10 protein-coding genes are annotated in these 13,997 nt (G+C 69.0%); all 10 read left to right on the plus strand.

All coding sequences use genetic code 11. From position 1 onward, the window contains the following. Positions 1-12: 12 nt before the first annotated feature. Entirely contained in the window at positions 13-729 is a 717-nt protein-coding gene (gene nusG / locus ABGB05_RS11645) for a transcription termination/antitermination protein NusG (RefSeq protein WP_347653263.1), read from the plus strand. A gap of 295 nt (positions 730-1,024) precedes the next feature. Beyond that, positions 1,025-1,456 (plus strand): 50S ribosomal protein L11, encoded by a 432-nt coding sequence (gene rplK, locus ABGB05_RS11650; protein WP_347653264.1) that lies wholly within the window; start codon positions 1,025-1,027, stop codon positions 1,454-1,456. An 80-nt stretch (positions 1,457-1,536) separates the two neighbouring features. Next, the gene (gene rplA, locus ABGB05_RS11655) at positions 1,537-2,250 is read left to right on the plus strand and encodes a 50S ribosomal protein L1 (protein ID WP_347653265.1); all 714 of its coding nucleotides are present in this window, start codon (positions 1,537-1,539) and stop codon (positions 2,248-2,250) included. Between the two features lie 102 nt (positions 2,251-2,352). Beyond that, the gene (locus ABGB05_RS11660; protein ID WP_347653266.1) at positions 2,353-3,234 is read left to right on the plus strand and encodes an ABC transporter ATP-binding protein; all 882 of its coding nucleotides are present in this window, start codon (positions 2,353-2,355) and stop codon (positions 3,232-3,234) included. After that, entirely contained in the window at positions 3,231-3,920 is a 690-nt protein-coding gene (locus ABGB05_RS11665) for a hypothetical protein (RefSeq protein ID WP_347653267.1), read from the plus strand. Before ABGB05_RS11660 ends, ABGB05_RS11665 begins: the two co-directional genes overlap by 4 nt. A 442-nt stretch (positions 3,921-4,362) precedes the next feature. Continuing rightward, positions 4,363-4,905, plus strand: coding sequence for a 50S ribosomal protein L10 (gene rplJ / locus ABGB05_RS11670; RefSeq protein WP_347653268.1), 543 nt, complete (start codon positions 4,363-4,365; stop codon positions 4,903-4,905). A 56-nt stretch (positions 4,906-4,961) separates the two neighbouring features. Then, positions 4,962-5,345, plus strand: a complete 384-nt coding sequence (gene rplL / locus ABGB05_RS11675) for a 50S ribosomal protein L7/L12 (protein WP_347653269.1) — start codon at positions 4,962-4,964, stop codon at positions 5,343-5,345. Between the two features lie 651 nt (positions 5,346-5,996). Beyond that, the gene (locus ABGB05_RS11680) at positions 5,997-9,428 is read left to right on the plus strand and encodes a DNA-directed RNA polymerase subunit beta (protein WP_347653270.1); all 3,432 of its coding nucleotides are present in this window, start codon (positions 5,997-5,999) and stop codon (positions 9,426-9,428) included. 127 nt (positions 9,429-9,555) lie between these two features. Further along, on the plus strand, positions 9,556-13,452 hold the full coding sequence (locus ABGB05_RS11685; protein WP_347653271.1) for a DNA-directed RNA polymerase subunit beta': 3,897 nt from the start codon (positions 9,556-9,558) through the stop codon (positions 13,450-13,452). Between the two features lie 99 nt (positions 13,453-13,551). Continuing rightward, the gene (locus ABGB05_RS11690) at positions 13,552-13,905 is read left to right on the plus strand and encodes a hypothetical protein (RefSeq protein ID WP_347653413.1); all 354 of its coding nucleotides are present in this window, start codon (positions 13,552-13,554) and stop codon (positions 13,903-13,905) included. Positions 13,906-13,997: the final 92 nt, after the last annotated feature.

Consider the following 13,997-nt stretch of genomic DNA (forward strand, 5'->3'; position numbering starts at 1 on the left):
AAGTGAGCGAGCGTGCCTGAGTACGACGAGACCGCCGAGACCACGGACGAGCAGTCCGCGGTGGCGACGGCGAGCGGTGCAGAGTCGGTCGAGGCCGCCAACGAGCCGGAGTTCGGGATGACCGAGCCGGACGAGGACTTCGACCCGGTCGCGGAGCTGCGGCAGAAGCTGCGCTACGCGCCGGGCGACTGGTACGTGGTCCACTCGTACGCCGGTTACGAGAACAAGGTCAAGACCAACCTGGAAACCCGGATCACCAGCCTTGACATGGAAGAGTTCATCTACCAGGTCGAGGTGCCGACCCGGGAGGAGGTCGAGGTCAAGAACGGCAAGCGGTCGCAGGTCCAGGCCAAGGTCTTCCCCGGCTACATCCTGGTCCGGATGGAGCTGACCCCCGAGTCGTACTCCTGTGTCCGCAACACCCCGGGAGTGACCGGTTTTGTCGGCGCGACCGACCGGGCCGACCGACCGGCGCCGCTCTCCCTCGACGAGGTGCTGAAGTGGCTCGCCCCGGCGGTGGAGACCGAGACCAAGAAGGCCAAGCCGGAGATCAAGGTCCTCGACTTCGAGGTCGGCGACTCGGTCACGGTCACCGACGGTGCGTTCGCGTCGCTGCCGGCCACGATCAGCGAGATCAACCCGGACCAGCAGAAGCTCAAGGTCCTGGTGTCGATCTTCGGTCGGGAGACCCCGGTCGAGCTCAACTTCAACCAGGTCGCGAAGATCTGACGATCCGCCGCCGGCCGACGGTCCGGTCCGGCTCCCACCGGGTACCGGACCGGTCGCGTCGAACGGGCCGGAGCCCGTCGGGTGGCGTCGGACCGGCCGGGCGGCGTCGGGCGGGCCGGAGTCCGTCCGGCGACGGGGCCGACCGGTGATCGACAGCTCGGCAGGCGACCTCGGCAACCCGCCGGATCGCCTCCTGCGCTACTCTTGACCGTCGCCCGTCCGCAGGCGCGCTTGACCGTGCGCGTCACCGGGTGCCGTCAGGTGCACGTTTCCAGTTTCAAGCCCAGGAAGAGACATGCCTCCGAAGAAGAAGCTCGTCAAGACGTTCACGCTTCAGCTCCCGGCGGGCCAGGCCACCCCGGCGCCGCCGGTCGGCCCGGCACTGGGTCAGCACGGCGTCAACATCATGGAGTTCTGCAAGTCGTACAACGCGCAGACCGAGTCGCAGCGCGGTGACATCGTGCCGGCCGAGATCAGCGTGTACGAGGACCGGACCTTCACCTTCGTGCTGAAGACCCCGCCCGCCGCCCGGCTGCTGCTCAAGGCCGCCGGCGTGCCGAAGGGTTCCGGCGTGCCGCAGAGCACGAAGGTCGGCTCGGTGACCCGAGCCCAGCTGCGGGAGATCGCCGAGAAGAAGATGGCGGACCTCAACGCCAACGACGTCGACCAGGCCGAGAAGATCATCGCCGGCACCGCCCGGTCGATGGGCATCACGGTCAAGGAATAAGCCACCCCCCCCCCGACCCAAGCTGATCGTGGGAGGGCCGCGTGGTTGCGGCCCGCCAGACACCACAGGAGTGTTCACCAATGCAGCGCAGCAAGAGCTACCGCAAGGCAGCCGACGCCATCGACCGGAACAAGCTCTACACCCCGGTCGAGGCGGTCCGGCTGGCCAAGGAGACCACCTCGGTCAAGTTCGACGCCACGGTCGAGGTCGCGATGCGCCTCGGCGTCGACCCGCGTAAGGCGGACCAGATGGTCCGGGGCACCGTCAACCTGCCGCACGGCACGGGTAAGACGGCCCGCGTGATCGTCTTCGCCGCCGGCGCCAAGGCCGAGGAGGCGACCGCCGCCGGTGCGGACGAGGTCGGCACCGACGAGCTGGTGGCCCGGATCCAGGAGGGGTGGCTGGACTTCGACGCGGCGATCGCCACGCCGGACCAGATGGCCAAGATCGGCCGGATCGCGCGGATCCTGGGCCCGCGCGGCCTGATGCCGAACCCGAAGACCGGCACGGTGACCATGGACGTCACCAAGGCGGTCACGGACATCAAGGGTGGAAAGATCACCTTCCGGGTGGACAAGCACTCGAACCTGCACCTGATCATCGGCAAGGCCTCGTTCTCGGAGGCGCAGCTGGTGGACAACTACGCCGCCGTCCTCGACGAGGTGCTGCGCTCCAAGCCGTCCGCGGCCAAGGGCAAGTACCTCCGCAAGGTCACCCTCACCACCACCATGGGCCCGGGCGTTCCGGTCGACCCGAACGTGGTGAAGAACCTCCGGGAGGCGGCCGAGGCCTGAGCCTCGCCGAAGTAGGTCGTTCCGTTGACGCGGGGCGCCGGGCGGGCGGACGCCCGGCGCCCCGCGTCGGTTTTTCTGCCGGTTTCTGGCAGTCTTCTCCGTATGCGTCTGGACCGGGTCTGGCTACGGTACGGCTGGCGGGCACCCTGGGTGCTCCGAGACGTCGAGGCGGAACTCGGCCCCGGCCGGGTGGCGATCGTGCTGGGACGCAACGGGGTGGGCAAGTCGACGCTGCTCCAGATGGCCGCCGGGGTGCTGACCCCGACCCGGGGAGCGGTCCGGGACCGGCCGGCCACGATCGGCTGGGTGCCGGAGCGGTTTCCGGCCAACCAGCCGTACACCATCGGCCAGTACCTCACCGGGATGGGGCGGGTCCGGGGCATCCCCGGGCCGGCACTGGGGCCGGTCGTGGACGGCTGGCTGGCGCGGCTCGGGCTCACCCCGTACCGGGACGTCCGGCTCTCCGCCCTGTCGAAGGGGACGGCCCAGAAGGTCGGGCTCGCCCAGGCCCTGCTCCGCCCACCGGAACTGCTGGTGCTGGACGAGCCCTGGGAGGGGCTGGACGCGGCGACCCGCGACCTGGTCCCGGAACTCATCCGCGAGGTACGCGACACCGGCGGCGCCGTACTGGTGAGTGACCACCGGGGCGAGACGGTCCGGCTGCCCGACGCCGAGCGGTGGACGGTCGCCGACGGGACCGTGTCGGTGGTGTCCCCGCCGACCGCCGGATCGGACGGTACCGACGACATCTCCGTGGTCGAGGTGGCGGTGGCCGCCCCGCGGGTCGCCCAGGTCGTCGCCGACCTGCGCGCCGCCGGCCACCGGGTGCTCGGCGTACGACCGCCCGGCCCGGACGACGGGGTGCCGCCACCGTCGGTGCCGTCGGGGGTGGGTGTCGGGGTGGCGGCCGATCCGTCGGCGGCGCCCGGGGCGGCGGCAGGCTTGATCCAGCAGCAGGACGGTGGCCGGGGGGAGACGTCATGACCGCGTTGGTGATGCTCCGGTTGACCGGTTTCGTCCGGACCGCCCGGGCGTTGCCACCGTTGCTGGCGGGGCTCCTGGCGCTGGTGGTGCTGCACGGTGAGGCGGGCGCGCCGCCGGCCGAGGCGTACGGGGTCTCCGCGGTGGTGCTCTTCCCGGTCCTGGCCTGGCAGACGCGGCTGCTGCTGGACACCGAACCGGACGTCCAGCGTCGGCTCGCGGTGGTGGCCGCCGGGCGGCGGGCGGAGCTGGTCGGTGGTCTGCTCGCCGCCGGGGCAGTCGCCCTGGCCGTGGTGGCGATCGCACTGGTGGTGCCCTGGCTGGTGGGCGGGGTGCGGATTCCGGACGGCGCCGCCGAAACCTCCGTCGGGTCGGGGCTGGCGGTCGGGCTCTGGGCACATCTGCTCGTCCTGCCGCCGGCGGTCGGGCTGGGGGCGCTGTCCAGTCGGGCGGCGGTGGCCAGCCCGCTCTCCGGGCTGGCGGTCCTGGTCGGCGGGGTGGTCGGCGCGTTCGTCTTCGGGCTGCGGGACTCGGTGGTGCCGTGGCTCGCGCCGCCGGTGCTGGCGGTCGCCCGGACCAGCACCGCGGGGCCGACCGGGACGAGTGTCGGACTGCTGACCGGGCACGCGCTGGTCTGGACCGCCGTGGTGATCATCGGGTACGCCCGGTTGCGGCGCCGACAGGCGTGACCCGGCGTGCCGGGGTGACCCGGGCGGCAGGGTTCGACCACCCGGGGGAGAGTCGGAGCCGGGGACGATTCGGCCCCTGGCGGGAGTCGGCACCCGGGTGAGGCCCCTGGCGGGAGTCGGCTCCCGGGGGCGATTTGGCCGCCCCGCCCGGCATGCCGTAGGCTTTACTTTCGGTCAAGCTGTCTTGACCGAGGTTTCCACCCAGAGACCGCTGGTCACCGTGCCTCGGCACGGTCGAAGGTCCCGTTCGACGGGCGGCCCGCGCAGGGAGAAACGGTGTCGTGCCGGGCCATGATCCTGTGGCCCTTCCCGCCCCGTGCGCCCTGCGCCGGGGCCTTTCTTGTTGTGGCGGAGCTGTCGACACCCCGGAGCCCGTTCACGCCGTACGGCGTCGAGCGGCCTCGACGGTGATCAGCCTGGAAAGCAACGAGAGAGGAGGGACATGGCGGACAAGCCGGTTCGGGCCGACAAGGCCACCGCCGTCGCTGAGCTCACCGAGCACTTCCGCAACGCCGGAGCCACCGTGCTGACCGAGTACCGCGGTCTGACGGTCTCCCAGATGACTCAGCTGCGCCGCTCGCTCGGTCGGGACACCACCTACGCGGTGGCGAAGAACACCCTGGCCAAGCGTGCCGCGACGGACGCTGGCATTGCCGGACTCGACGAGCTGTTCACCGGTCCTACCGCGCTGACCTTCGTCTCCGGTGACGTGGTCGAGGCGGCGAAGGGCCTGCGGGAGTTCGCGAAGGCCAACCCGAAGCTCGTCATCAAGGGCGGTGTCTTCGAGGGCCGGGCGATCTCCGCGGACGAGGTCAACAAGCTCGCCGACCTCGAGTCCCGTGAGGTTCTGCTGGCCAAGATGGCCGGCGCGATGAAGGGCAGCCTGAGCAAGGCCGCTGCCCTGTTCCAGGCGCCGCTGGCGCAGACCGCCCGCCTGGCGGCTGCCCTGCAGGAGAAGCGTGAGAAGGAGGAGCAGGCCGCCTGACGGCCCGTTCCGACGTACCCCATATTCGTGTAAGACGTAAGGAAAGGACGCCAGACATGGCGAAGCTCAGCACCGACGAGCTGCTCGACGCGTTCAAGGAGATGACGCTGATCGAGCTCTCCGAGTTCGTGAAGCAGTTCGAGGAGACCTTCGACGTCACCGCCGCCGCGCCGGTCGCCGTCGCGGCCGCCGGCCCGGCTGCCGCCGCGGCCGAGGCCGAGCCGGAGAAGGACGAGTTCGACGTCATCCTCGAGGCCGACGGTGGCAAGAAGATCCAGGTCATCAAGGTCGTGCGTGAGCTGACCGGCCTGGGCCTGAAGGAGGCCAAGGACCTGGTCGAGGCCGCGCCGAAGCCGGTTCTGGAGAAGGCCAACAAGGAGACCGCCGACAAGGCCAAGGCCAAGCTCGAGGCCGAGGGCGCGAAGGTCACCCTCAAGTAACTCGCACCATCTCGTCCGTTCGGGTCCGGCGACGGCCCGGTTCCGGCTCCGCCGGCCGGGGCCACCGTCGGCCGGACCCGGGTGGACGATCGCGTCGACGTGAGTTGACGCACAGCGTGTCGCCGACGGGCGGCGATCCGGCGCCGGATCGCCGCCCGTCTCCGTCTGCTGACAGCCTGCGACCGTCGATGATCAGGGCTTTGGCCCGCCGGAGGGCTGACCCGGCGGCCGACGGACGGCCGGTGCGACGCGGCGACCCCGGTAAAGTCGTTACCCGACCCGGGCATCAGGCCTTGACGCGGCACGAACCGGCAGGCACGCTGACATCAGCAAGACCTTCCGCGCTTGCGACGGCCGACACCTGGGTAAGACGGCGGCAGCACCATCAGCCGCCGGTCTTGTGGCCTAGCGGGATGCGTACGGGACGTGTGAGGCGTGTTGAGCGCTGCCGACCGAGGGCCGGCGACACGTTTTCCGACGCCCTGCCGTGGTGGGCTGGACAGCGGTTAGCCGCTCGGCTACACTGCTAGTTTGCGCTGCCTTCCGACTTGACCCCTGCTCGGAATGCCCGATTTTGGGTGTTTCTAGTGGGGCCATTGGAGTGCACGCGTAACAGCCGTTCTGCAGCACCGGTCCTCGGAAGGACGCATCTTGGCAGCTTCCCGCCCTGCGAAGACCAGTCGTACGTCGAGCGCTTTCGCGCCCCGCCGAATCTCCTTCGGCAGGATCACCGAACACCTCGAGGTCCCCAACCTCCTTGCCATCCAGAACGAGTCCTTCGACTGGCTGGTCGGCAACGAGGCTTGGCAGGGCCGGTCGGCCGACGACCCGCACGCCCGATCGGGTCTCGCTGAGATCCTCGACGAGATCAGTCCCATTGAGGACTTCTCCGGCACCATGTCGCTGTCGTTCTCCGCGCCGCGCTTCGACGAGGTCAAGGCCTCGATCGAGGAGTGCAAGGAGAAGGACCTGACCTACTGCGCGCCGCTCTTCGTGACCGCGGAGTTCACCAACAACACCACCGGCGAGATCAAGAGCCAGACGGTGTTCATGGGTGACTTCCCGATGATGACGCCGAAGGGCACCTTCATCATCAACGGCACCGAGCGCGTCGTGGTCAGCCAGCTCGTCCGGTCCCCGGGCGTCTACTTCGACAAGCAGCCGGACAAGACCTCCGACCGCGACCTGTCCAGCGTCAAGGTCATCCCGAGCCGGGGTGCCTGGCTGGAGTTTGATATCGACAAGCGCGACACCGTCGGTGTCCGTATCGACCGTAAGCGCCGGCAGGCGGTCACCGTCCTGCTCAAGGCGATCGGTTGGAGCAACGAGCAGATCCGCGAGCGGTTCGGCTGGTCCGAGCTGATGATGACCACCCTGGAGAAGGACCACATCGCCGGGGTGGACGAGGCGCTGCTCGACATCTACCGCAAGCTGCGGCCGGGTGAGCCGCCGACGCGGGAGAACGCCCAGACCCTGCTCGACAACCTCTTCTTCAACCCGAAGCGGTACGACGTCGCCAAGGTCGGTCGGTACAAGTTCAACAAGAAGCTCGAAGTCTCCGTGCCGATCACCACCGGCACGCTGACCGAGGACGACATCGTCGCCACCGTGGAGTACCTCTGCCGGCTGCACGCCGGTGAGGAGGGCTACGAGGCCGACGACATCGACCACTTCGGCAACCGGCGCCTGCGTACCGTGGGCGAACTCATCCAGAACCAGGTCCGGGTCGGTCTCTCCCGGATGGAGCGGGTCGTCCGCGAGCGGATGACCACCCAGGACGTCGAGGCGATCACGCCGCAGACCCTGATCAACATCCGCCCGGTGGTGGCGGCGATCAAGGAGTTCTTCGGTACGTCGCAGCTGTCCCAGTTCATGGACCAGACCAACCCGCTGGCGGGCCTGACCCACCGGCGCCGGCTGAGCGCGCTCGGCCCGGGTGGTCTGTCCCGGGAGCGGGCCGGCTTCGAGGTCCGGGACGTGCACCCGTCGCACTACGGCCGGATGTGCCCGATCGAGACGCCCGAAGGCCCGAACATCGGTCTGATCGGCGCGCTCTCGACCTTCGGACGGGTCAACCCGTTCGGGTTCATCGAGACGCCGTACCGGAAGGTCGTCGACGGCCGGGTCACCGACCAGATCGACTACCTGACCGCGGACGAGGAGGACCGGTTCGTCCTGGCCCAGGCGAACGCCCCGCTGAAGAGCGACGGCGAGTTCGCCGAGGACCGGGTCCTGGTCCGCCGCAAGGGTGGCGAGGTCGACTTCGTCGCGCCGACCGCGGTCGACTACATGGACGTCTCGCCGCGGCAGATGGTCTCGGTCGCGACCGCGATGATCCCGTTCCTCGAGCACGACGACGCCAACCGGGCCCTGATGGGCGCGAACATGCAGCGTCAGGCGGTGCCGCTGATCAAGGCGGAGTCGCCGCTGGTCGGTACCGGCATGGAGTACCGGGCCGCGGTCGACGCCGGTGACGTGGTCGTCGCCGAGGTCGGCGGTGTGGTCGAGGACCTCTGCGCCGACTACGTGACGGTGCACCAGGACGACGGCCACCGGCGGACGTACCTGCTGCACAAGTTCCGTCGGTCGAACGCCGGCTCCTGCGTCAACCAGAAGCCGGTCGTGTTCGAGGGTGACCGGGTCGAGGCCGGCCAGGTCATCGCCGACGGGCCGTGCACCGACGAGGGTGAGATGGCGCTCGGGCGGAACCTGCTCGTCGCCTTCATGCCCTGGGAGGGTCACAACTACGAGGACGCGATCATCCTGTCGCAGCGCCTCGTCCAGCAGGACGCGCTCACCTCGATCCACATCGAGGAGCACGAGGTCGACGCCCGGGACACCAAGCTCGGTCCGGAGGAGATCACCCGCGACATCCCGAACGTCAGCGAGGAGATGCTCGCCGACCTCGACGAGCGCGGCATCATCCGGATCGGTGCCGAGGTGGTGACCGGGGACATCCTGGTCGGCAAGGTCACGCCCAAGGGCGAGACCGAGCTGACCCCGGAGGAGCGGCTGCTCCGCGCGATCTTCGGCGAGAAGGCGCGTGAGGTCCGGGACACCTCGCTGAAGGTGCCGCACGGCGAGACCGGCACGGTCATCGGCGTACGGACCTTCTCCCGGGAGGACGGCGACGAGCTGCCGCCGGGAGTCAACGAGCTGGTCCGGGTCTACGTGGCACAGAAGCGGAAGATCCAGGACGGCGACAAGCTCGCCGGCCGGCACGGCAACAAGGGTGTCATCTCCAAGATCCTGCCGGTCGAGGACATGCCGTTCCTGGAGGACGGGACCCCGGTCGACATCGTGCTCAACCCGCTCGGTGTGCCGAGCCGGATGAACATCGGCCAGGTGCTGGAGACACACCTCGGCTGGGTGGCCAAGACCGGCTGGAAGATCGACGGTGACGACGCCGACTGGAAGCGGGCGCTGCGGTCGATCGACGCGCACGAGTCGGAGCCGGACACCAACGTGGCGACGCCGGTCTTCGACGGCGCCAAGGAGGAGGAGATCTCCGGTCTGCTCTCGTCGACCCTGCCCAACCGGGACGGCAAGCAGCTGATCGGCGCGAGCGGGAAGGCGCAGCTCTTCGACGGTCGCTCCGGCGAACCGCTGCCGGACCCGATCGCGGTCGGCTACATCTACATCCTGAAGCTGAACCACCTGGTCGACGACAAGATCCACGCTCGGTCGACCGGCCCGTACTCGATGATCACGCAGCAGCCGCTGGGTGGTAAGGCGCAGTTCGGTGGCCAGCGGTTCGGCGAGATGGAGTGCTGGGCGATGCAGGCGTACGGCGCCGCGTACGCCCTGCAGGAGCTGCTGACGATCAAGTCCGACGACGTCCTGGGCCGGGTCAAGGTCTACGAGGCGATCGTCAAGGGCGAGAACATTCCGGAACCGGGCATCCCGGAGTCCTTCAAGGTGCTGCTCAAGGAGCTGCAGTCGCTGTGCCTCAACGTTGAGGTGCTCTCCAGCGACGGTGTGGCCCTGGAGATGCGCGAGACCGACGACGAGGTCTTCCGGGCCGCGGAGGAACTCGGCATCGACCTGTCCCGGCGCGAGCCGAGCTCGGTCGAAGAGGTGTGAGGTAGGGGGTCCGGGCGGCTCAACCCGCTCTGGGCGGTCAGGCTTGATCCCTCCGCGGGTTGAGCCGCCCGGACCCTGACCCAGAGGGCTAGCAACAGTTACGACACGACACGAGGGATACATAAACGTGCTCGACGTCAACTTCTTCGACGAGTTGCGGATTGGCCTGGCCACCGCCGACGACATCCGTCAGTGGTCGCACGGCGAGGTCAAGAAGCCTGAGACGATCAACTACCGCACCCTGAAGCCGGAAAAGGACGGGCTCTTCTGCGAGAAGATCTTCGGTCCGCAGCGGGACTGGGAGTGCTACTGCGGTAAGTACAAGCGGGTCCGGTTCAAGGGCATCATCTGCGAGCGCTGCGGGGTCGAGGTGACCCGCTCCAAGGTACGGCGTGAGCGGATGGGACACATCGAGCTGGCCGCCTCCGTGACGCACATCTGGTACTTCAAGGGTGTGCCGAGCCGGCTCGGCTACCTGCTGGACCTGGCGCCGAAGGATCTCGAGAAGATCATCTACTTCGCGTCGTACGTGGTGACCGGGGTGGACACCGAGGCGCGGCACCGTGACCTCTCCACCATCGAGAACGAGATCCTCGCCGAGAAGCGGCAGGCCGAGAACAGCCGCGACTCCGAGATCGAGAAGCGGGCCGCCAAGCTCGAGGCCGACCTGGCCGAGCTGGAGGCCGAGGGTGCCAAGGCGGACGTCCGGCGCAAGGTCAAGGAGGGCGGAGAGCGCGAGATGCGCCAGATCCGCGACCGGGCCCAGCGCGAGATCGACCGTCTGGACGAGGTCCTCGACACCTTCCGCAAGCTGGAGCCGAAGCAGCTGGTCACCGACGAGCTGCTCTACCGCGAGCTGCGCGACCGGTTCGGTGAGTACTTCACCGGCGGCATGGGCGCCGAGGCGATCAAGGCGCTGGTCCAGAACATGGACCTGGACGCCGAGGCGGAGAACCTCCGCGAGACCATCCGTAGCGGCAAGGGGCAGCGGAAGATCCGGGCGCTGAAGCGGCTCAAGGTCGTCGCGGCGTTCCTCAACACCCGTAACTCGCCGCTCGGCATGGTGCTGGACTGCGTCCCGGTGATCCCGCCGGACCTGCGCCCGATGGTGCAGCTCGACGGTGGCCGGTTCGCGACCTCGGACCTGAACGACCTCTACCGCCGTGTGATCAACCGGAACAACCGGCTCAAGCGGCTGATCGACCTGGGCGCGCCCGAGATCATCGTCAACAACGAGAAGCGGATGCTGCAGGAGGCCGTCGACGCGCTGTTCGACAACGGCCGCCGCGGCCGGCCGGTCACCGGTCCGGGTAACCGTCCGCTGAAGTCGCTCTCCGACATGCTCAAGGGCAAGCAGGGCCGGTTCCGGCAGAACCTGCTCGGCAAGCGGGTCGACTACTCGGGTCGTTCGGTCATCGTGGTGGGTCCGCAGCTCAAGCTGCACCAGTGCGGCCTGCCGAAGCAGATGGCGCTGGAGCTGTTCAAGCCGTTCGTGATGAAGCGGCTGGTCGACCTGAACCACGCGCAGAACATCAAGTCCGCGAAGCGGATGGTCGAGCGGCAGCGGCCGGTCGTCTGGGACGTGCTGGAGGAGGTCATCGGCGAGCACCCGGTTCTGCTGAACCGGGCGCCGACCCTGCACCGGCTGGGCATCCAGGCCTTCGAGCCGCAGCTGGTCGAGGGCAAGGCGATCCAGATCCACCCGCTCGTCTGCACCGCGTTCAACGCGGACTTCGATGGTGACCAGATGGCGGTGCACGTACCGCTGTCGGCCGAGGCCCAGGCCGAGGCGCGGATCCTGATGCTGTCGTCGAACAACATCCTCAAGCCGGCCGACGGCAAGCCGGTCACCATGCCCACCCAGGACATGGTCATCGGCCTGTACCACCTGACCCACCTGACCCCGGGTGAGGTGGGCGAGGGCCGGGTGTTCAGCTCGGACGCCGAGGCCCGGATGGCCTTCGACAACGGTGAGCTGCACCTGCAGACCCCGGTGAAGATCCGGCTGCGGGGCGTCGTCGAGGTCGACAACGGCCCGGCCTCGGCGCGCTGGACCTCGCCGGAGGGCTGGGTTCCGGGTGAGCCGCTGACCGTGGAGACGACCCTCGGTCGAGTGCTGTTCAACGAGACCCTGCCGCAGGGCTACCGCTTCGTGAACTACGAGATCCGCAAGGGTCAGCTCTCCGCGATCGTCAACGATCTCGCCGAGCGGTTCCCGAAGGTGGCGCTGGCTGCGACGCTCGACGGGCTCAAGGAGGCCGGCTTCCACTGGGCCACCTGGTCCGGCGTGACGATCGGCATGGAGGACGTCATCGCGCCGCCGCGCAAGCGGGAGATCCTCGAGCAGTACGAGAAGCAGGCCGAGCAGATCGACAAGCAGTACCAGCGCGGTCTGATGACCGTGGAGGAGCGGCGCCTCGAGCTGATCGAGATCTGGACCAAGGCGACCAACGAGGTCGCCAAGGAGATGGAGACGGCGCTGCCGCAGGAGAACCCGCTGTGGAAGATGATCAACTCGGGTGCCCGCGGTAACCTGCTCCAGCTCCGCCAGATCGCCGCGATCCGTGGTCTGGTGGCCAACCCGAAGGGTGAGATCATCCCGCGGCCGATCAAGGCCAGCTACCGGGAGGGTCTCTCCGTGCTGGAGTACTTCATCTCCACGCACGGTGCCCGGAAGGGTCTCGCGGACACCGCGCTGCGTACCGCCGACTCGGGTTACCTGACCCGTCGTCTGGTGGACGTGTCGCAGGACGTCATCATCCGCGAGGAGGACTGCGGCACCGACCGGGCGATCACCATGCAGGTGGGCGAGACGGGTGCCGACGGCAAGCTGGTGGTGCACACGCACGCCGAGACCGGGGTGCACGCCCGTACCCTGGCCGACGACGTCAAGGGCGCCGACGGCAACCTGGTCGCGGAGCGGGGCGCGGACCTCAACTCGATCCTGGTCGACAAGATCGTCGCGGCCGGCGTGGACGTGGTTCGGGTCCGCAGCGTGCTGACCTGCGAGTCGAAGCTCGGGGTCTGCGCGGCCTGCTACGGCCGGTCGCTGCCGACGGGCAAGTCGGTCGACATCGGTGAGGCGGTCGGCATCATCGCCGCCCAGTCGATCGGTGAGCCGGGTACCCAGCTGACGATGCGTACCTTCCACACCGGTGGTGTCGCGGGTGAGGACATCACCCAGGGTCTGCCGCGTGTCCAGGAGATCTTCGAGGCCCGGGTCCCGAAGGGCAAGGCGCCGATCGCCGACACCCCCGGCCGGATCCGGATTGAGGACGGCGAGCGGTCCCGGAAGATCATCGTCATCCCGGACGACGGCAGCGACGAGATCGTGTACGACAAGATCTCGAAGCGTGTGAAGCTGCGTCCGAACGTCCACGACGGCGGTCACGTCGAGGTCGGCGAGAAGCTCACCGAGGGCACCATCGACCCGCACGAGCTGCTCCGGATCCTCGGCCCGCGGGCGGTCCAGGTCCACCTGACCCAGGAGGTCCAGGAGGTCTACCGCTCGCAGGGTGTGCTCATCCACGACAAGCACATTGAGATCATCATCCGGCAGATGCTCAAGCGGGTCACGGTGATCGACTCGGGCTCCACCGAGTTCCTGCCGGGTGTGCTGGTCGACCGGGCGGTCTTCGAGTCGGAGAACCGCCGGCTGGTGTCCGAGGGTGGCGAGCCCGCGGCCGGTCGTCCGGTGCTGATGGGTATCACCAAGGCTTCGCTGGCCACCGACTCCTGGCTCTCGGCGGCCTCCTTCCAGGAGACCACCCGGGTGCTGACCGATGCGGCGATCAACGCGCGCAGCGACTCGCTGATCGGCCTCAAGGAGAACGTGATCATCGGTAAGCTCATCCCGGCCGGTACCGGCATCAGCAAGTACCGCAACATCCGGGTCGAGCCGACCGAGGAGGCGAAGGCCAAGGTCTACTCGATGACCGGGTACCCGGAGACCGACTACGGGTTCGGGCCGGCCAGCGGCCAGGCGGTGCCGCTGGACGACTTCGACTTCGGGTCGTACCGCTAGGCAGGAGGTTCCGGTGCCCCCCACGTCGTCCACCGACGACGTGGGGGGCACCGTGCGTCTGACGGGCGGTCGGGTTTGTAGGCTGGTCGGGTGGAGACGATGCCGGTCGTGGACGCCGGCCCGGCGCTGCGCCATCCGCGCGACCCCGACCCGGTGCGGTCGACCAAGTCCCGCGCGGTCTTCGCCCTCGGCCTGGTCGCCCTCTTGACCGGCCCGCTCGTCGGCGGCATCGTGCCAGCGACCATCACCATGCTGTTGGCCCGGGAGGCCCGCCGTGAGGCGTACGCCTCGGGCGGCTACCTCACCGGGGCGGCCTGGCTGCGCCGGGGCGAGCGGCTGGCCTGGGCCGGATTCGTGTTGGCGCTGACCACGCTGGTCGCCCTGGCCGTGATCGGGGTGCTGCATCTCGCGGACACGCCGGTCGGTCACGACTTCGCCCCGGGGATCGACTGACGGCCCTCGGCCGGCGGCTGGCCGCCCGACGCCGGCCGTCCTCCGGTGCGGGTGGTGGTCGCCCGCCTGGCGCCGGCACCGGGCCGCTGAGT

The organism is Plantactinospora sp. B5E13 (assembly GCF_039871775.1).
Taxonomy (GTDB): domain Bacteria; phylum Actinomycetota; class Actinomycetes; order Mycobacteriales; family Micromonosporaceae; genus Plantactinospora.

Coding starts and splice junctions, on each gene's coding strand:
- rplL (WP_347653269.1), top strand. CDS start 4,962: ATGGCGAAGCTCAGCACCGACGAGCTGCTCGACGCGTTCAAGGAGATG.
- ABGB05_RS11690 (WP_347653413.1), top strand. CDS start 13,552: ATGCCGGTCGTGGACGCCGGCCCGGCGCTGCGCCATCCGCGCGACCCC.
- rplK (WP_347653264.1), top strand. CDS start 1,025: ATGCCTCCGAAGAAGAAGCTCGTCAAGACGTTCACGCTTCAGCTCCCG.
- ABGB05_RS11660 (WP_347653266.1), top strand. CDS start 2,353: ATGCGTCTGGACCGGGTCTGGCTACGGTACGGCTGGCGGGCACCCTGG.
- rplA (WP_347653265.1), top strand. CDS start 1,537: ATGCAGCGCAGCAAGAGCTACCGCAAGGCAGCCGACGCCATCGACCGG.
- ABGB05_RS11665 (WP_347653267.1), top strand. CDS start 3,231: ATGACCGCGTTGGTGATGCTCCGGTTGACCGGTTTCGTCCGGACCGCC.
- rplJ (WP_347653268.1), top strand. CDS start 4,363: ATGGCGGACAAGCCGGTTCGGGCCGACAAGGCCACCGCCGTCGCTGAG.